17 protein-coding genes and 1 pseudogene are annotated in these 17176 nt (G+C 47.5%); all 18 read left to right on the top strand.

Features of this window, described 5'->3' with window-relative positions; all coding sequences use genetic code 11:
* Positions 1-56 precede the first annotated feature (56 nt).
* A pseudogene (locus L9W92_RS06950) lies at positions 57-1309 on the top strand (IS110 family RNA-guided transposase).
* 328 nt (positions 1310-1637) lie between these two features.
* Positions 1638-2102 carry a GerW family sporulation protein gene (gene ytfJ, locus L9W92_RS06945; protein ID WP_240083020.1) on the top strand — a complete coding sequence of 155 codons (465 nt, stop codon included), beginning with the start codon at positions 1638-1640 and terminating at the stop codon, positions 2100-2102.
* Between the two features lie 238 nt (positions 2103-2340).
* Entirely contained in the window at positions 2341-3444 is a 1104-nt protein-coding gene (gene dprA, locus L9W92_RS06940; protein WP_240083019.1) for a DNA-processing protein DprA, read from the top strand.
* Between the two features lie 86 nt (positions 3445-3530).
* On the top strand, positions 3531-5681 hold the full coding sequence (gene topA, locus L9W92_RS06935) for a type I DNA topoisomerase (RefSeq protein ID WP_240083018.1): 2151 nt from the start codon (positions 3531-3533) through the stop codon (positions 5679-5681).
* Positions 5682-5727: 46 nt separating this feature from the next.
* Entirely contained in the window at positions 5728-7041 is a 1314-nt protein-coding gene (trmFO, locus tag L9W92_RS06930; RefSeq protein WP_240083017.1) for a methylenetetrahydrofolate--tRNA-(uracil(54)-C(5))-methyltransferase (FADH(2)-oxidizing) TrmFO, read from the top strand.
* Positions 7042-7053: 12 nt separating this feature from the next.
* Positions 7054-8037, top strand: a complete 984-nt coding sequence (xerC, locus tag L9W92_RS06925) for a tyrosine recombinase XerC (RefSeq protein ID WP_240083016.1) — start codon at positions 7054-7056, stop codon at positions 8035-8037.
* A 60-nt stretch (positions 8038-8097) separates the two neighbouring features.
* The gene (gene hslV / locus L9W92_RS06920; RefSeq protein ID WP_282442313.1) at positions 8098-8628 is read left to right on the top strand and encodes an ATP-dependent protease subunit HslV; all 531 of its coding nucleotides are present in this window, start codon (positions 8098-8100) and stop codon (positions 8626-8628) included.
* Positions 8629-8791: 163 nt separating this feature from the next.
* Positions 8792-10186: an ATP-dependent protease ATPase subunit HslU gene (gene hslU / locus L9W92_RS06915; protein WP_240083014.1), complete on the top strand. Its 1395-nt coding sequence runs from the start codon at positions 8792-8794 to the stop codon at positions 10184-10186.
* Positions 10187-10205: 19 nt separating this feature from the next.
* Complete coding sequence (gene codY / locus L9W92_RS06910) at positions 10206-11006, top strand: GTP-sensing pleiotropic transcriptional regulator CodY (protein WP_240083013.1); 801 nt, start codon at positions 10206-10208, stop codon at positions 11004-11006.
* A gap of 178 nt (positions 11007-11184) precedes the next feature.
* Positions 11185-11883, top strand: coding sequence for a 30S ribosomal protein S2 (gene rpsB, locus L9W92_RS06905; RefSeq protein ID WP_240083012.1), 699 nt, complete (start codon positions 11185-11187; stop codon positions 11881-11883).
* Between the two features lie 140 nt (positions 11884-12023).
* Positions 12024-12686 (top strand): translation elongation factor Ts, encoded by a 663-nt coding sequence (tsf, locus tag L9W92_RS06900; RefSeq protein ID WP_240083011.1) that lies wholly within the window; start codon positions 12024-12026, stop codon positions 12684-12686.
* A 60-nt stretch (positions 12687-12746) separates the two neighbouring features.
* Complete coding sequence (gene pyrH / locus L9W92_RS06895; RefSeq protein ID WP_240083010.1) at positions 12747-13487, top strand: UMP kinase; 741 nt, start codon at positions 12747-12749, stop codon at positions 13485-13487.
* Positions 13468-14025, top strand: a complete 558-nt coding sequence (gene frr / locus L9W92_RS06890) for a ribosome recycling factor (protein ID WP_240083009.1) — start codon at positions 13468-13470, stop codon at positions 14023-14025. Before pyrH ends, frr begins: the two co-directional genes overlap by 20 nt.
* Entirely contained in the window at positions 14026-14259 is a 234-nt protein-coding gene (locus L9W92_RS06885) for a hypothetical protein (RefSeq protein ID WP_240083008.1), read from the top strand. It begins immediately after the preceding gene.
* Positions 14240-14410 carry a 4Fe-4S ferredoxin gene (gene fdxA, locus L9W92_RS06880; protein WP_240083007.1) on the top strand — a complete coding sequence of 57 codons (171 nt, stop codon included), beginning with the start codon at positions 14240-14242 and terminating at the stop codon, positions 14408-14410. The genes L9W92_RS06885 and fdxA overlap by 20 nt, the downstream gene beginning before the upstream one ends.
* Before the next feature lie 83 nt (positions 14411-14493).
* Positions 14494-15294 carry an undecaprenyl pyrophosphate synthase gene (uppS, locus tag L9W92_RS06875; RefSeq protein ID WP_240083072.1) on the top strand — a complete coding sequence of 267 codons (801 nt, stop codon included), beginning with the start codon at positions 14494-14496 and terminating at the stop codon, positions 15292-15294.
* A 34-nt stretch (positions 15295-15328) separates the two neighbouring features.
* Entirely contained in the window at positions 15329-16117 is a 789-nt protein-coding gene (locus tag L9W92_RS06870) for a phosphatidate cytidylyltransferase (RefSeq protein WP_240083006.1), read from the top strand.
* A gap of 12 nt (positions 16118-16129) precedes the next feature.
* Positions 16130-17176: a sporulation integral membrane protein YtvI gene (ytvI, locus tag L9W92_RS06865; protein WP_240083005.1), complete on the top strand. Its 1047-nt coding sequence runs from the start codon at positions 16130-16132 to the stop codon at positions 17174-17176.

The raw sequence follows: 17176 nt of genomic DNA, 5'->3' as shown, positions 1-17176 counted from the left end.
GTGCGAGCGGTCAGTCCCTGTCGGTATCCTCGCATTCTTTTGCGAGGAGGTCGAATATGGCACTCAAAATCGTTTACCCGGTCTGCTGTGGAATCGACGTCCACAAGTCCTTCGTCGTCGCTTGTATCGCGACAACCGACGACAAGGGCATTACGACTTACAAACGGCGCCGGTTTTCCACCTTCTCAGGTGACCTCCGCCTGCTTGCGCAATGGCTTGCGGATCATGAATGCCGGGATGTTGCATGGAGTCTACGGGGAAATACTGGATTCCCGTCTACAACATGCTCGAATCGACCTGTACAGTGGTTCTCGCTCATCCCAAATACGTCAAAGCCATCCGCGGCAAGAAAACTGATATTCGGGACGCAAAGTGGATCGCCGACATCTTTAAGCACGACCTCGTTTCCGGCAGCTTTATCCCGCCCTTTGCCATCCGGCAGCTCCGCGATCTCATGCGCTATCGCGGCAAGCTGACCAACTTCTCCGTTGGCGAGAAAAACCGTGCCCAGAACTGTCTGACCGTTTCCAACATCAAGCTGGATGATGTGTTTTCCGACGTTTTCGGCAAAAGCGCTTCCGCTATCACCGATCAGCTCTTGCTGCATCCCGACGGCAGTTTTGACGTCGCTCCGTTTATGGACCGCCGCTGCAAGGCTTCTCCGGCAAAGGTTCAGGCTGCCATCGACGGCTTGATGTGCTCCGAGCAGGCTCAAAAGCTCAAAATCATCCGTTCCCACATGGATAGCTTGGAGCTTTGCAAGAGCAATCTTGAATCCGTCATTCTCTCGCTTGCTGAACAGTTCCTCGCTCAAATCGAGCTGGTCATGACCGTTCCGGGTATCCAACTGTTTTCCGCTATCTCCATTATCGCGGAAATCGGCGTGGATATGTCCGTGTTCCCAACGGCCAAGCACCTTTGCTCATGGGCTGGTCTTGTTCCGCAGAACAATGAGAGTGCCGGCAAGAAGAAGAGTACACGCATTGCCCGTTCCGGAGCTTACATAAAGCCGCTTCTGGTTCAGTGTGCTCTTACCGTCTGCAAGTCAGACAAGCACCCCGAAATCAAAAACCGTTATCTTGCGCTCAAAAAGCGTCGTGGGCACAAGAAAGCCATCATTGCCATTTGCAGGATGTTGTTGACCGCGATCTACGCCATCCTCAAAAAATCCGAAGTCTACAACCCCAATCTCTATAGAAAGGTGGTATCCCTCCCCGCTAACCGGGCTTTTACCATTGAGCAGGCTGTCGCTTTTGTTCAGCGTCACGGCTTTCTGGTCGTGGATTCCGATGGCGTTATCGCTTCTTAGTAGTGTTCCACATGCCTTCCCCAATTACTGTAACTTCGTTACGGTTCCTTTTTGTGTCCTTTATCCGCTTCTGTTAGGTGTGGTTTCAAACTTAATACCTCTTTCTAATTTTGAGTGGAAATTTTAATTTCTATAGAATCCACTAGAAAATCTAATAAGAAGTTTTTTTATTAAGACATTAATAATGTAATATGTAAAATTAACCAAGTCAAGGAAATATATTGTTATCATCTGTCGAATATTAGGGGTTGATGTAGAAGTATAAATAGTCGTATATTTACTTTTTTTAAAGGAAAGATTATTTAGAAAAAGAAATGTGGGGGACAGTATGCCCGAAAACCATCCTATTGAAGGATTAATGAAAACGGCCATGGAAAGTATCAGAGAAATGGTGGATGTTAATACGGTTGTTGGCGATCCTGTCGAGGCGCCGGATGGAACAGTAATCATTCCTGTTTCGCGTGTCGCCTGCGGCTTTGTGGCGGGAGGCGGCAATTTTGAATCCGGCCGGGATGCCAAGCAGAGTGAAGGAGATGCGCAAGGACCCGCTTTTGGAGGCGGGAGCGGCGCGGGAGTTTCAGTAAAACCAATTGGTTTTCTGGTCGTCGGCAATGGGCAGGTGAGAATGCTCCCGGTGGACGGGAATATGCTGGCTGATCGTTTAATCGACATGGCGCCGCATTTGCTTTCACAAATTCAGTCGATGTTGGGCTGTGGTGAATCCCAGGTGGAGGTCAAGGCAAATTCTGCTGCCCAACCGGCTTCGTCAACATCTACACAACCATTGCAGTAAACAAAAAACATTTTGTTTTAGGACATAACATTAAAAAACAGCCGTGCCGCTCAAGGCGGCGCCAGCAGAAGATGAGAATTTAATTTACATGGTATAGCGTTAATTGAAAAGGGATGCTTCCTGGCATCCTTTTTACCTGTTAATTACCCGTGCTAAAATAAAATTTTGCCGAAAAGCAGGAAGATGTTGTCTTTACCCCGAAAAGAAGGGCGAAAGAAATGCCGGGGGGAGAAAACTTTTGGAAGACAGAATATACTGGTTGGGATGGCAGTATCTTTTGCCTGGTTCGGGTAAGCGTGTTTGGTCGCTTATCGAATATTTCGGCTCGGTGAAGGCGGCGTGGGAGGCAACCGCTCAAGAGTTGGCGGGAGCACCGGGGGTGGGTGCTGAAGGAGCGGCCGGCTTGGCCCGGCGCAAAGCCGGGCTGGAGCTTGATGAGCTGGCCGCTAAATTATCATCTGCCGGAATTTCCTTCGTTTGCCACAACGAACCTGGTTATCCCGGAAAGTTGCTTTCAATTTATGACCCTCCTCCGGTAATTTTTGTGCGGGGTTTCCTGAAAGCCGCCGATGACCTCGCCGTGGCGGTGGTGGGAGCACGGAAACCCTCATCCTACGGCCAGCTGGTGGCGGAAAAGCTGGCAAGGGATTTGGCCGCCGTAGGGATAACTGTTGTTAGCGGTATGGCCAGAGGGATTGATACCATCGCGCATAAGGGAGCCTTGGCAGGCTGCGGCAGAACTATTGCCGTCCTTGGCTGCGGGCCGGATATAGTTTATCCCAGGGAAAACAAAAGAATTATGGAGCAGATAATGGAAAAAGGAGCCGTAATTAGTGAGTTTCCTCCCGGATCACCGCCTGAAGCCTGGCATTTCCCGGCCCGCAACCGTATTATCAGCGGTTTGTCTCTCGGCACTGTGGTGGTGGAAGCCGGTGAGAGAAGCGGCGCCCTGATTACGGCGGATTTTGCCCTGGAACAGGGCCGCGATGTCATGGCGGTGCCGGGGAATGTGGTCAGTCCCCTGAGCCGGGGACCGCACCGCTTGATTAAACAAGGGGCCAGGCTGGTTGAAGGCGCTGGTGATATCCTTGATGAACTCGGCATGGATAAACTTTTTCCACTCCCGGATTCAGATGGTGAAAGTTTGGTAAAAATGAGTAAGGAGGAAGAAGCGCTGTACCGCTTGCTTTCTCTAGAGCCGGTTTCCCTGGATGAATTGATTAACCAGTCCGGGCTTGTCCCCCAAAAAGTTATGGCGGCTTTAATGTATCTGGAAATAAAAGGTTTGACCAGGCAGTTGCCGGGTAAATTTTATACCCGGACGGGCCGGAATATGTTATAAAAGATTGGTGGGATAGATTAGTTTTTTAAAAATATGCTATAATAGGTGGCAATAAAAGCCAGGTGATATAAAATGAGGTGTGTTGTTTGTCAAAAACTTTGGTAATCGTAGAATCCCCGGCAAAAGCAAAAACGATAAGCAAGTTTCTGGGTAAAAAATATATGGTTAAGGCTTCCATGGGGCATGTGCGCGATTTGCCCAAAAGCCAGTTTGGGGTTGACATATCAAACGGATTCAACCCGAAATATATTACTATACGGGGCAAAGGCAATACTATTAAGGATTTGCGGGCGGCTGAGAAAAAAGCGGACCAGGTGTTGATTGCCTCCGACCCCGACCGGGAAGGGGAAGCCATTGCCTGGCATCTCCAGAACATTCTCGAAATACCTGATAATGAGCCTTGCCGTATTGAGTTTAACGAGATAACCAAGCAAGCCATTCGGAACGCCGTGACGCATCCCAGGGTGATTGACGCCGATCTGGTGAACGCGCAACAAGCCAGACGCATTCTCGACAGACTGGTAGGCTATAATTTAAGTCCGCTGCTATGGCGGAAAGTCAAGAAAGGGCTCAGTGCGGGACGGGTTCAATCGGTGGCCGTCAGGTTGATTTGTGACCGTGAAGAGGAAATAGAATCTTTCGAACCGGAGGAATACTGGACTCTTACCGGTAGTTTTATAAAAACGGGAAACGCCCCTTTTGAAGGGAGATTGTTTCGCTATTTAGGGGAAAAAATTGAAATAGGCAACGAGGAAAAGGTACGGGAAGTCTTGGCAAACCTTAAAGGCGCGGATTATACCGTAACTAAAGTCGCCCGTAAGGAAAAAAACCGCAGGCCCGCGCCGCCTTTTATCACAAGCACCCTTCAGCAAGAGGCGTACCGGAAGCTGAATTTTACTTCAAGGAAAACCATGATGATTGCCCAGCAGCTTTATGAGGGGCTTGATCTCGGGAAGGAAGGAACCTCCGGCCTGGTAACGTATATCCGCACCGACTCTACCAGGGTGTCGGAAACAGCCCGCGGTGAAGCGCATGATTATCTGCGTGAACGGTTCGGGGCAAGTTATGTAGGCAGGTATGCTGCAAAAACAGCGGGAAAAGGCAAGGTCCAGGATGCTCATGAGGCTATTCGTCCGACTTCGATTAACAGGGAGCCGGACTCAATTAAAAGTTTCCTGACTAATGATCAGTATAAGCTCTACAAACTGATCTGGTCCCGTTTTTTGGCCAGCCAGATGAGTCCGGCTGTTTTTGATACAACCAGTATTGAAATAAGCGCCGGGGATTATGTATTCCGGGCCACTGGCTCAATAATAAAATTCCCGGGCTTTATGAAAGTTTATACCGAGAGCAGGGATGATGGAGAAAAAGATGAGGAAAAACTGCTTCCGGAGTTGCGCGAAGGGGAAAGTGTGGAAGCGCGTTCCTTAACGCCAAAACAACATTTCACCCAGCCGCCGCCGCGTTACACGGACGCGACGCTGGTGAAGACCTTGGAGGAAAAAGGCATAGGAAGGCCGAGCACCTATGCTCCCATTGTTGAGACCGTTATTAAGAGAGGTTACGTGGTTAGGGATAAAAAACAGCTTTACCCTACGGAATTGGGCGCGACAGTGGTTGACTTATTAAAGAAACATTTTTTAAATATAATTGACATTGAGTTTACCGCGGGTATGGAAGAGGATCTGGACAGAATTGAAGAAGGCACGGTCAACTGGGTTCAAGTTCTTGACAAGTTCTATACCCCGTTTAATCAGACTCTGCTAAAAGCGGATAAAGAGATTGGCCGTGTTCAGGTGGCAGACCAAGTCACGGATGAAATTTGTGAGCAATGCGGGCGCAATATGGTGATCAAAATGGGCCGTTACGGCAAGTTTTTAGCCTGTCCGGGCTTTCCGGAATGCCGCAGCACAAGGCCGTTGTTAGAACCGACCGGTGTTGGCTGCCCGCGCTGTGAGGGAGAACTGGTTGCCCGGCGCTCAAAAAAAGGGAGAAAGTTCTACGGTTGCAGCCGCTACCCGGAATGTGATTTTACCATCTGGGATCAGCCAGCGAAAGAAAAGTGCCCCGCTTGCGGCGGCTTGATGGTTGAAAAAAAAGGGGCCGGGAACAAAATAAACCTGCGCTGTATAAATGAAAAATGCAGCCATAAGGTTGTCTCAAGTAATAAAGGTAAGAGCAGAGTGAAGAAAAACCCGAAAAACAAAGTAACCGGCAAAGAAATATTGTCGCAATAAGGTATAATTTATTGACGCGGCTGTTCAAGGAAACAAGGGAGGAATAATGGAAGAACGGGTGGTAACCGTTGTCGGAGCAGGTCTGGCCGGAGCCGAGGCAGCCTGGCAATTGGCAAACCGGGGAGTAAGAGTCAGGCTGTATGAAATGAGGCCGGGCAGGCAGACACCTGTGCATCGCACGGGGGATTTTGCGGAACTGGTTTGCAGCAATTCCTTGCGCGCGGCTGCTTTGACAAACGCGGTCGGTCTTTTGAAAGAAGAGATGCGCCTGCTTGATTCTCTCATTATGGAGTGCGCCGGAGAAACAAAAGTACCGGCCGGCGGCGCGCTCGCCGTTGACCGCGATACTTTTGCCGGCCGGGTTACTGAGAAATTGTCCGCGCATCCCATGGTGGAAATTAACCGTGAAGAGATTCTGCGGATTCCTAAAGACGGGGTGGTTATCTTGGCCACCGGGCCGCTCACGGCGGAAGCCATGGCAAGGAGCATTAGAGAGTATACCGGAGAAGAGTATTTGTATTTTTATGACGCTGTCGCTCCAATTGTAACGTATGAATCTTTAAATATGGAGAAGATATTTCGTTCCAGCCGTTATGATAAAGGCGAGGCGGCTTACTTAAACTGCCCGATGAACAAGGAAGAGTATGAAATATTTTGGAATGACCTGGTGCATGCCGCGAAGGCGCCGCGGCATGCATTTGAGCAGGAGAAACATTTTGAAGGATGTATGCCTGTAGAAGCTTTGGCGGCGCGCGGCCAGGAAACTCTTTTATACGGACCGCTCAAACCAGTCGGCTTGACTGACCCGCGCACAGGCAGGAGACCTTATGCGGTTGTACAATTAAGACAGGATAATATTGAAGGAACATTGTTTAATCTGGTAGGTTGCCAGACCGCTCTGAAATGGAACGAGCAGAGCCGGGTTTTCCGGCTAATTCCCGGGCTTGAAAGCGCGGAATTCGCCAGGTTCGGAGTGATGCACAGGAACACGTTTATTAACGCCCCGGTATTGTTGTTGCCTACTTTCCAGTGTAAAAAACGACTGTCCCTTTTTTTCGCCGGCCAAATAACCGGTGTGGAAGGATATGTCGAGTCTGCGGCATCCGGTTTGATGGCAGGGATAAACGCGGCGCTGCTGGTTAGCGGCAGGGAACCGGTTGCTTTCCCGCGGGAGAGCGCGCACGGTTCATTGGCGTATTACATTACTACCGCTGATCCGTCTCATTTTCAGCCGATGAATATCACTTTCGGTCTTTTCCTCAGCCAAAAGGCAAAAATCAAGGATAAAAAAGAGCGCTACCGGTTGATTGCCGAAAAAGCGCTGGAATCTATAAAGAAGTTCAAAGAAGCCGTTGTTTAAAAAGGGATTGCCATGTACAGCTACATTGACAACTTTTTAATTTACTTGAAAACAGAAAAAAATGCCTCTCCGAAAACAGTGGAAAACTACCAGAAAGACTTGTTTCATGGCTTGGAGTTTATTTCTCGTCAGATTAATAAAAAAGATTGCGTTATTCACCCGGCGGACCTGGACCACCGAATTTTTCGCAGCTTCCTTGCTTACTCGCAAAAAAAAGGCCTTTCGCGAGCTACCATTGCCAGGCGCCTGGCGGCCTGGCGGTCGTTTTACCGCTACTTGAAGCGGGAGGAAATAGTTGAGGAAAACCCTGTGGCAAAGCTGTCCAACCCTCGTTTGGATAAGCGCTTGCCTCGTTTTTTGTATGAAAATGAGGCAAAACTGCTGGTAGAAGCGCCTGATTCGGGGAATTCGCTGGGGATGCGTGACCGGGCAATCCTGGAGACCCTGTACGCCGGAGGGTTGCGGATTAACGAACTGGTATCCCTGAATCAAGGTGATCTGGACCTTGGCGCGGGGTACGTCCGGGTAATGGGTAAAAGAGCGCGTGAAAGGCTGGTGCCTTTAGGCTCGCAGGCGGTAAACGCTCTGTCGCGTTACTTAAAGGATGCCCGCCTGCAATTATTGAGTATCGCTTCCGGCAGAAAAACGAAAGGCGCTGAGCAGGCTCACGCTGAAACCATGTTTGCCGCTAAAATACCGTCCTTATCTTTGAATAGTGCTGTTTTTCTTAACCGGTGGGGTGAAAGGCTATCAGAGCGGGGAGTACGTAAAATAGTTGACAAGTATGTAAAAAAGGTCAGTATTGAAAGGAAAATAAGCCCGCACACGCTCCGCCATTCCTTTGCCACTCATTTATTGAACGCCGGGGCGGATCTTCGTTCAGTTCAGGAAATGCTTGGCCATATCAGCCTGTCCAGCACACAGATTTATACACATGTTACGGGTGAGAGATTGAAGCAAGTTTATCGAAAAGCCCATCCCCGGGCGGAGGAGTGAGTTAGCGGTTTGCGGACCGTTGCTTGCATTATTGATTCTTAAGGTGAAGGGAGTATGACAATGTTTCACGCTACGACAATTGTTGCGGTAAAAAAGGATGGGAAAGTAGCAGTCGCCGGTGACGGGCAGGTTACTTTCGGCCAGAATACGGTTATGAAAAAAGGAGCCAGGAAAATAAGGCGACTGTATAAAGATAAAGTCGTGGCCGGATTTGCCGGTTCCGTTGCGGATGCCTTTACCTTGTTTGAAAAGTTCGAGGGGAGGCTGGAGGAATACCACGGCAACTTGCAGCGGGCGGCAGTTGAATTGGCGAAGGAGTGGCGTACTGATAAGATTTTGCGTCGTCTGGAAGCGCTTTTGATTGTGGCCGGCAAGGAAGATTTGTTGATCATATCCGGAGGGGGCGAGGTAATCGAACCTGACGACGGTGTGGCGGCTATCGGTTCCGGAGGTCCATACGCGTTGGCGGCGGCGCGCGCTCTGCTCAGGCACACTCAGCTGAACGCCGGCGAAGTTGCCGGGGAGGCGCTGGCCATAGCCGCGGAAATATGTGTGTATACCAATGACAATATCATTGTTGAAGAAGTATAATGTGTCTCGTAATAACTTAGGAGTCAGGAGTCAGAATGTGGGATGGTTTATCGTCTAGAAGCATACTGAATACCTGAATAGTAATTATGTTTTATAAATATTCTAACGTCATATTCTAACGTCAGATATCTGGCATCAGACGACCGATATGGGAGGTTAAGAAATGGAAGAGCTAACACCGCGGCGCATTGTTGAAGAACTTGACAGATATATCGTTGGTCAGGGAAAGGCTAAAAAAGCTGTTGCCGTGGCCTTGCGCAACCGCTACCGGCGCAAAAAGTTGCCTGAAGATTTCAGGGATGAAGTAATCCCGAAAAATATCTTAATGATCGGTCCGACCGGCGTTGGCAAGACCGAAATAGCCCGCCGCCTGGCCAAGCTGGTAAAGGCTCCTTTCGTCAAAGTGGAAGCGACGAAGTTTACCGAGGTAGGATATGTCGGCAGGGATGTTGAGAGCATGATCAGGGACCTTGTGGAAACGGCGATCAGAATGGTCAAGCAGGATAAACTGGTGGAAGTAGAGAGTAAAGCTATGAAGATCGCCGAAGAGAAAATAATTGAACTGCTGGCGCCGTATCCGGTACCGGAATCTCCGCCGCGCAATCCTCTGGAAATGCTTTTTGGCGCCGCAAAACCTAATGAACAGAGCGACACCCCCCAGGACCAAAAGTTCAAACGGATCGATTTTGAAAGAGACATGTTGAAGGAAAAGCTGGCAAAAGGCCAACTGGAAAATGAAATCGTGCAGATTGAAGTCGAGGATAACAAACCTCCTATGGTGGAGGTATTTACCGGTTCGGGCATGGAGGAAATGGGTGTTAATATTCAGGATATGCTCGGTGGTTTTTTGCCGAAGAAAAAACGCAAGCGTAAAGTAACCGTGGGGGACGCCAGAAAGATCCTGGTGCAGCAGGAAGCACAAAGATTGATTGACATGGATGAAGTTACGTCAGAATCAATAAGACGGGTAGAAGAAGATGGTATCGTTTTCCTGGACGAGATTGATAAAATCGCCGGACGGGAAGGATATGGCCCGGATGTATCCAGAGGCGGAGTGCAGCGTGATATCCTGCCGATTGTTGAAGGCTCAACTGTTGTAACAAAGTACGGTCCGGTTAAAACCGACCACATTTTATTTATTGCCGCAGGGGCCTTTCATATTTCCAAGCCGTCAGATTTGATTCCGGAACTTCAGGGACGTTTCCCGATCCGTGTTGAACTTGAGAACCTCACCTGTGAGGATTTTCAACAGATTTTGACAGAGCCCAGGAACGCGCTGATTAAGCAGTATACCGAATTATTGGCCACAGAAGGATTGTCGGTTAAATTTTCAAAAAATTCACTTGAAGAAATCGCAAAAATAGCTTATACTGTTAATGAACAAACAGAGAATATTGGAGCTCGCCGCTTGCATACAATCTTGGAAAAGCTTTTGGAAGATCTGTCTTTTGAAGCGCCTGAGCTCAGTAATAAAATAATTGAAATAGGTCGTGAACAAGTTGTAGAAAAATTGGTTGATGTGGTTAAGAATGAGGATTTGAGTCGGTATATTTTATAAGGAGGACATAACGACAAGGATGCATAACTTGCTCGCGAAGACACGCGCTATCAATAAACTGGTTTTGAAATCGGTAGGACACGCTGTAGATTTTAATATAGTTTCCAGTATTCTTAGTAAGAATATTGAAGCAAGTATTTATATACTTGATCAGCGTGGCAAAGTTTTGGGATATTCTTATCTTAAAGGCTGGGTTTGTGACATTATGAGAGAGATTGTGGAAGGCCGCGGTGGGTTTCCCGAAGAGTATAATGAGAATTTAATGAAAATAAATGAAACCTCCGCTAACTTCAGCCAGGTTGGCAACGCATGTGTTTTTAATCAAAAACAACCATGTCGTTTTAACAATAAAATCACTACTATGGTGCCAATCGCCGGACCTGGTTCCCGTCTCGGCACTCTGGTACTGGCTAGATTCGGCAGCCACTTTACTGATGAGGACCTTATTTTAGGGGAGTACGCGGCAACGGTGGTAGCTTTGGAAATACTCCGTTCGCGGGCTAAAAAAATTGAGGAGGATGCCCGTAGTCGCGCGGCTGTGCAAATAGCCCTGGCCACCTTGTCATATTCCGAGTTGGACGCCATCCAGAATATTTTCGAGCAGCTCGGCGGTGATGAAGGATTGCTGGTAGCCAGCAAAATAGCCGATCGGGTAGGCATCACCAGATCTGTTATAGTAAATGCCTTGCGCAAATTTGAAAGTGCGGGTGTTATCGAATCTAAGTCTCTTGGCATGAAAGGCACATATATCCATGTTTTAAATGAACACTTATTGGAGGAACTGGAAAAACTCAGCACTGCGAAAAATAAGGGAATGTAATCCTGATGTGTTTAAAATATTGCCGCCCCGGCTTGCACCGGGGTGTTTTTTATGGTAGAATACGGCTTAGTGTGAATTACACACGTTACTGGATTCAGGTAAGGGTGCCCAGGTTAGGGACTTACCGGAGATGAAGGCAGCGGAGGAACAAACCATAGCGGGGGGAGGTGTTTATCAGATGGGTGTAATATCTATGAAGCAGCTATTGGAGGCAGGTGTTCACTTCGGACATCAAACAAGACGCTGGAATCCTAAAATGGCTCCTTATATTTTTACAGATCGTAATGGCATCTATATCATAGATTTACAGAAAACGGTCAAGAAAGTGGAAGATGCTTATAATTTTGTCAAACAGCTTTCCCTTGAAGGTGATTCTATTCTTTTTGTCGGCACGAAAAAGCAGGCCCAGGAGTCGGTGCGGGAAGAAGCAGAACGTTGCGGTATGTTTTATGTGAATCAGCGCTGGCTTGGAGGTATGCTCACTAATTTCCAGACTATCAGACGCAGGATTGACCGCCTGCATGAACTGGAAAACATGGAAGCAAACGGGACAATGGAAGTTCTTCCAAAGAAAGAAGTAGCCCAATTAATGCATGAGAAGGAAAAATTACAAAAATTTTTAGGCGGCATTAAAGATATGCGACGGCTGCCGGGAGCGTTGTTCGTCGTAGACCCCCGCAAAGAGCGTATTGCCGTTGCGGAAGCGCGCAAGCTGGGCATCCCTATTGTGGCCATTGTAGATACCAACTGCGACCCTGATGAGGTGAATTATATTATCCCGGGAAACGATGATGCAATCAGGGCGGTTCGCCTCTTAACAGGTAAAATGGCGGAGGCTGTTCTCGAAGGCAAGCAGGGAGAACAATTAGCGGAATAAGCTATATCCAGGCGGGGGCTGTTTTTTCGGGAAACCCCTGCCTTCTTTCTTCCATAAAAGTTCTTATTTGAATGTTTTAAGGGTAATTTTGGATATAATATATAAGTATGAATAGATGTTAACAAAGGAGGAGCTTTACTATGTCTGCTATATCGGCCAGTTTGGTTAAAGAACTGCGGGAGCGCACCGGAGCGGGGATGATGGACTGTAAAAAAGCCCTTAGTGAAAATAATGGTGATATTGAAAAAGCTGCCGATTATCTTAGGGAAAAAGGATTGGCGGCCGCAGCAAAGAAAGCCGGCCGGATTGCCGCGGAAGGTTTGATTGAATCTTACATACATGGAGCCGGACGAATCGGTGTAATGGTAGAGGTGAATTGCGAAACTGATTTTGTGGCTAAAACTGATGAATTCAAAGCTTTTGTCAGGGAGATAGCAATGCAGATTGCTGCCGCAAAGCCCGAATACGTTAATAAGGAGGACGTACCGGCGGAGATAGTGGATAAAGAACGTTCTATACTGCGTGCCCAGGCGCTGAACGAAGGCAAGCCGGAGAAAATAGTTGACAAAATGGTGACGGGCCGTATAGAAAAATACTATAAAGAAGTATGTTTAATGGAACAGCCTTTTATCAAGGATCCGGATATTACCGTTAAACAAATGCTGACAGAAAAGATTGCGAAAATTGGTGAAAATATTAATATCAGACGTTTTACCCGCTATGAGTTGGGCGAGGGAATTCAGAAAAGGCAGAATGATCTCGCCGCTGAAGTTGAGGCAGCTACACGTAATATAGGAAAATAATTTATTATAAGAGGATGATTTTTTATCCAAATAAATGCGTTAAATGGAGGCTTGCCTTGTATGGTATCACCGAAGTACTGGCGCATAGTATTAAAGCTAAGCGGGGAAGCTCTGGCCGGCTCTTTGGGTTATGGTATAGATCCTGATGTGGTGAATACTATCGCCAGACAGGTTAAAGAAGTAATGGAATCCAGGGTGCAATTGGCGGTGGTGGTAGGGGCAGGAAATTTCTGGCGCGGGATTGCCGGCAGCGCCAAGGGTATGGACCGGGCAACGGCTGATTACATGGGAATGCTGGCTACGGTGATGAATTCCCTTGCCTTGCAAGACGCTCTGCAAAAGCATGGGGTCGACACACGCACTCAGACTGCTATCGAAATGAGAGCGGTGGCCGAACCCTATATCAGGCGCCGCGCAATCAGACACATGGAGAAAGGCAGAGTGGTAATTTTTGCCGCTGGTACCGGCAACCCGTATTTTTCCACCGATACAACCGCAGCCTTGCGGGCGGCTGAAATTGAGGCGCAGGTTATTTTGATGGCGAAGCAAGTGGACGGCGTTTATGATGCTGACCCGCTGAAAAACCCGGATGCAAAAAGATTCAAAGAACTTTCCTATATCGAAATGATCAACCGTGGCCTTGGTGTTATGGATTCCACTGCGGCTTCGTTGTGCATGGATAACAAGATACCGTTAATTGTTTTTAATTTAAACAAAGAAGGAAACATAAAAAAAGCGATCCTTGGAGAAAAAATAGGAACTTATATCGGGGGTGAGTTTAATGGCAAAAGAGATTGTTAGTGAATCCGAAAGCAGCATGAAAAAAACCGTTGAGGTAGTAAAGAAAGAATTTGCCTCTTTGCGGGCAGGTCGTGCCACACCAGCGCTATTGGATAAGGTTATGGTCAACTATTACGGTACACCGACACCTATCAACCAACTCGCTAATATTTCAGTGCCAGAAGCCAGACTCCTGGTAATTCAGCCATGGGATAAAAACTCTTTGCCCGAAATTGAGCGGTCTATCATGAAATCCGATCTAGGCATTCCGCCTACCAGTGACGGCACGGTAATCAGGCTTGCCATACCTCAGCTGACCCAGGAAAGGCGGGCTGATTTGATGAAGGTTATTAAGAAAAAAGCGGAAGAAGGCCGGGTGGCGGTGCGAAACATTCGCCGCGACACCAATGAACAACTTAAAGCGGCGCAAAAAGAGGGCAAGTTGTCTGAAGATGAATTAAAACGCCGCCAGGATGAAGTCCAGAAAATAACCGATCGTTTTGTAAAAGAAATTGACCAGCTTTTGTCAACAAAAGAACAGGAGATAATGCAGGTTTAGATGAACGGTCGCCTTGATCTCGTTGGTCTTCCTTTAGACGATGCTCTTGAACGTTGCAAGGAACTGGGGCTGGCTGTCGATGTTTTAATCACCCGCCCTGTTCGAGGGTGGATATCTAGTGACAGACTGCGTGTTGTGCGATATAATTTTGTTGTTTCAGGTGAAGTAGTGCTGACTGCAGTCTTCGAATATGCAAAGAAAGGAGGTAGTGAGGGTGGCTTACAAGATAACTGATGAATGCGTGGCATGTGGTACATGCTTGGATTCCTGCCCGAATGAGGCAATTATTGAAGAAGATGATGCTTGTAAAATCGATCCGGAAAAGTGTGAGAATTGTGGTGTCTGCATAGACGCCTGTCCTACTGGAGCTATTATTGAAGAGTAATGGACCAGCCCCCTCACCTATACGAGGGGGTTGTTTATATGGTAAAATATGTACAACCGGCGATTCTGGAGGGCTTTATTGCTATGATTAATCGAATTGTCAACTTTTGGCGTAAGAGAGAGTCTGATGAATCAGGGCTGGAAGTGCAGGACTTGCTAAAAATTATTGATAAAAAAAGATTGCCCAAGCATATTGCTATTATCATGGATGGAAATGGACGCTGGGCGCAAAGGCAAGGGCTGCTGCGCACCGCCGGTCACAGAGCGGGAGCGGAGACCCTCAGGGATATAGTTGAATTGTGCTGTGAATTGGGAATCCAGGTGTTGACTATATATGCGTTTTCTACGGAAAACTGGAAGAGACCCCGGGAAGAAGTAATTATTCTGATGGATTTACTGGTGGAGTATCTTAATAAGGAAAAGAAAGAACTTAATAAGAAAGGAGTGCGTGTCAACCCGATCGGCAGGTTGAATGAATTGCCGCAACCGGCCAGGGATGCCCTGGCTGATGCTGTGAAATTAACCTGTGAAAATAACAGGCTTATATTAAACATCGCCTTGAATTACGGGGGACGCACAGAAATTATCGACGCCATCCGGGCAATCGCCACCGGTATAGAAACAGGTCGTTATAAAGCCAGTCAAATTGACGCGGATTTGCTCTCAGACCACTTGTATACTGCCGGCCAGCCTGAGCCCGATCTTTTAATCCGGCCTTCCGGGGATTACCGGATAAGCAATTTTTTATTATGGCAGATGGCTTATACCGAATTTTGGTTTACTTCCACATTATGGCCCGAATTCCGGCGCTATCACTTGCTGTGCGCCCTGGTTGACTATCAGCGGCGGGAGCGCCGTTTTGGCGGTTTAAAACAGAATGTTTAACATATATAAAACAGCCTGACAGGTTGGTGAAGCCGTGCTCCTGCAGAGAATTATTAGCGCCTTAGTGGGTGTGCCCTTGATTGTCCTGGCTGTTTGGCAGGCAGGCATACCATTGTTGCTGTTAACTGGAATAATTGTTTTTCTCGGGTTGAGAGAAATGTCGGAGATGCTTTCCCGATTGGGGATAAAACCGTCATTCTGGCTGGCCCAGGCCGGAGGTTTAATATTGCTCGGCGGCGCATATCTTTATCATGACGGCTATCCTGGTCCTACCATTACTATCATTTTATTCCTGGAGCTTATCGCGATAGTGGCTTTTTACCCGCGTTATTCACTGCTGGACATTGCGGGTACTCTGATGGGAACGCTTTATGTGGGCTTGATGTGCTATTTTTATCTTATTAGTACCCTTCCCGACGGGGGGACCTGGCTTATTTTTATGTTTGCCTGTACGTGGGCCAGCGATACTTTTGCTTTTTTTATCGGAAAAGCTTTCGGCAGAAAGCGAATCGCTCCGGTGATAAGCCCTAAAAAAACTCTGGAGGGAGCCTCCGGCGGTCTTCTGGGAAGTGTTATTATCGCTTATTTGTTTGGAATTGTTTATCCGTTTTTACCTTTACCCAAGCTGCTGTTATTAGGTTTTATGCTGGGAATTGCCGCCGGTGTGGGTGATTTGCTTGAGTCGGCGTTTAAAAGGCAGGCCGGCCTGAAAGACTCCAGCGCTTTAATTCCGGGTCATGGCGGCATACTTGACCGATTTGACAGCGCCCTGTTTACCGCTCCTTTGGTATATTATTTCGTACGACTATTTATTATTGGCTGAGGTGGCCTGTAAATGCCCAAAAAACTAGTTATGCTAATTTATGCGATAATAATTGCGTTAATCGTTATGATTGCTGTTAAGTATATATTGCCGGTGCTGGTGCCGTTTATAATCGCGCTGGTTTTTAGCATTATTATGGAGCCGATAATTGTGGCTTTACAGCACAAGGGGAGGCTGCCCCGCGGCGTTTCCACTTTTATTGCCATGCTTATCGTCTTTGGGGGAATTGGTGTTATCTTTACGGTAGTAACCTTGAAACTTGTTGCGGAGTTGGTTCAGCTTTCAGTTTCCCTACCCGGAATTGCAGCGGATTTAAGGGTTTATTTTCAAGATTTAATCGAAAAGGCGACGACGTTTTATGTGAATCTGCCACCATATGTTACTTCTTCACTTGAACAAAATATTAACAGTATTGCCGCGAACATCGAAGGTTTTATCACTCGGGTTGTCAATTCAATACTGCAGTATATTTCATTGGTACCCGGCACTCTCACTGTCTTGTTGGTGAGCGGGCTGGCCACATATTTTTTAGCCCGGGACCGCCATTTGATTGTTCAGTTATTGCTGCGTTTCGTTCCGGAACCGTGGGGTGAAAAGTCTGTTGAGGTTATGCGGGAAATATCAGCGGCCTTTTTAGGCTACTTGCGTGCTCAAGCCATTCTTATATCTATGACTGCTATAATTAGTATTACAGGTTTGTACATAATCGGCGCAAAATATGCCCTGACCATGGGGCTTTTGATAGGCTTTTTTGATCTGATCCCTGTTCTCGGACCGGCGGGTATTTACCTGCCCTGGCTAGCATGGTCCTTTGCCTCCGGTGATACGGGTTTTGGAATCAAACTGGCAATTTTATACGCCGTAGTAGTATTGATAAGACAGATATTTGAAACAAAAATCGTTTCGGCAAGTCTTGGTTTGCATCCATTAGCGACTCTAGTGGCAATGTATGCCGGATTAAAGTTGATGGGTGTTTTGGGTTTGGTGCTTGGCCCGGTCTTGCTTATTGGCGTACAGGCCGCGCTAAAATCGGGCATTTTAAATATCAAAACAAAATAA

This window comes from Pelotomaculum terephthalicicum JT (assembly GCF_022410535.1).
Classification (GTDB): domain Bacteria; phylum Bacillota; class Desulfotomaculia; order Desulfotomaculales; family Pelotomaculaceae; genus Pelotomaculum_D; species Pelotomaculum_D terephthalicicum.
The sequence above is the reverse complement of the archived record's forward strand: the minus strand, read 5'-3'. Positions and strand labels throughout refer to the sequence as shown.

What these genes read in the sequence shown, in the direction of transcription:
- ytfJ (WP_240083020.1), top strand. Translation starts at nt 1,638, where the DNA reads ATGCCCGAAAACCATCCTATTGAAGGATTAATGAAAACGGCCATGGAA.
- trmFO (WP_240083017.1), top strand. Translation starts at nt 5,728, where the DNA reads ATGGAAGAACGGGTGGTAACCGTTGTCGGAGCAGGTCTGGCCGGAGCC.
- xerC (WP_240083016.1), top strand. Translation starts at nt 7,054, where the DNA reads ATGTACAGCTACATTGACAACTTTTTAATTTACTTGAAAACAGAAAAA.
- hslV (WP_282442313.1), top strand. Translation starts at nt 8,098, where the DNA reads ATGTTTCACGCTACGACAATTGTTGCGGTAAAAAAGGATGGGAAAGTA.
- hslU (WP_240083014.1), top strand. Translation starts at nt 8,792, where the DNA reads ATGGAAGAGCTAACACCGCGGCGCATTGTTGAAGAACTTGACAGATAT.
- codY (WP_240083013.1), top strand. Translation starts at nt 10,206, where the DNA reads ATGCATAACTTGCTCGCGAAGACACGCGCTATCAATAAACTGGTTTTG.
- rpsB (WP_240083012.1), top strand. Translation starts at nt 11,185, where the DNA reads ATGGGTGTAATATCTATGAAGCAGCTATTGGAGGCAGGTGTTCACTTC.
- tsf (WP_240083011.1), top strand. Translation starts at nt 12,024, where the DNA reads ATGTCTGCTATATCGGCCAGTTTGGTTAAAGAACTGCGGGAGCGCACC.
- pyrH (WP_240083010.1), top strand. Translation starts at nt 12,747, where the DNA reads ATGGTATCACCGAAGTACTGGCGCATAGTATTAAAGCTAAGCGGGGAA.
- frr (WP_240083009.1), top strand. Translation starts at nt 13,468, where the DNA reads ATGGCAAAAGAGATTGTTAGTGAATCCGAAAGCAGCATGAAAAAAACC.
- L9W92_RS06885 (WP_240083008.1), top strand. Translation starts at nt 14,026, where the DNA reads ATGAACGGTCGCCTTGATCTCGTTGGTCTTCCTTTAGACGATGCTCTT.
- uppS (WP_240083072.1), top strand. Translation starts at nt 14,494, where the DNA reads ATGATTAATCGAATTGTCAACTTTTGGCGTAAGAGAGAGTCTGATGAA.
- ytvI (WP_240083005.1), top strand. Translation starts at nt 16,130, where the DNA reads ATGCCCAAAAAACTAGTTATGCTAATTTATGCGATAATAATTGCGTTA.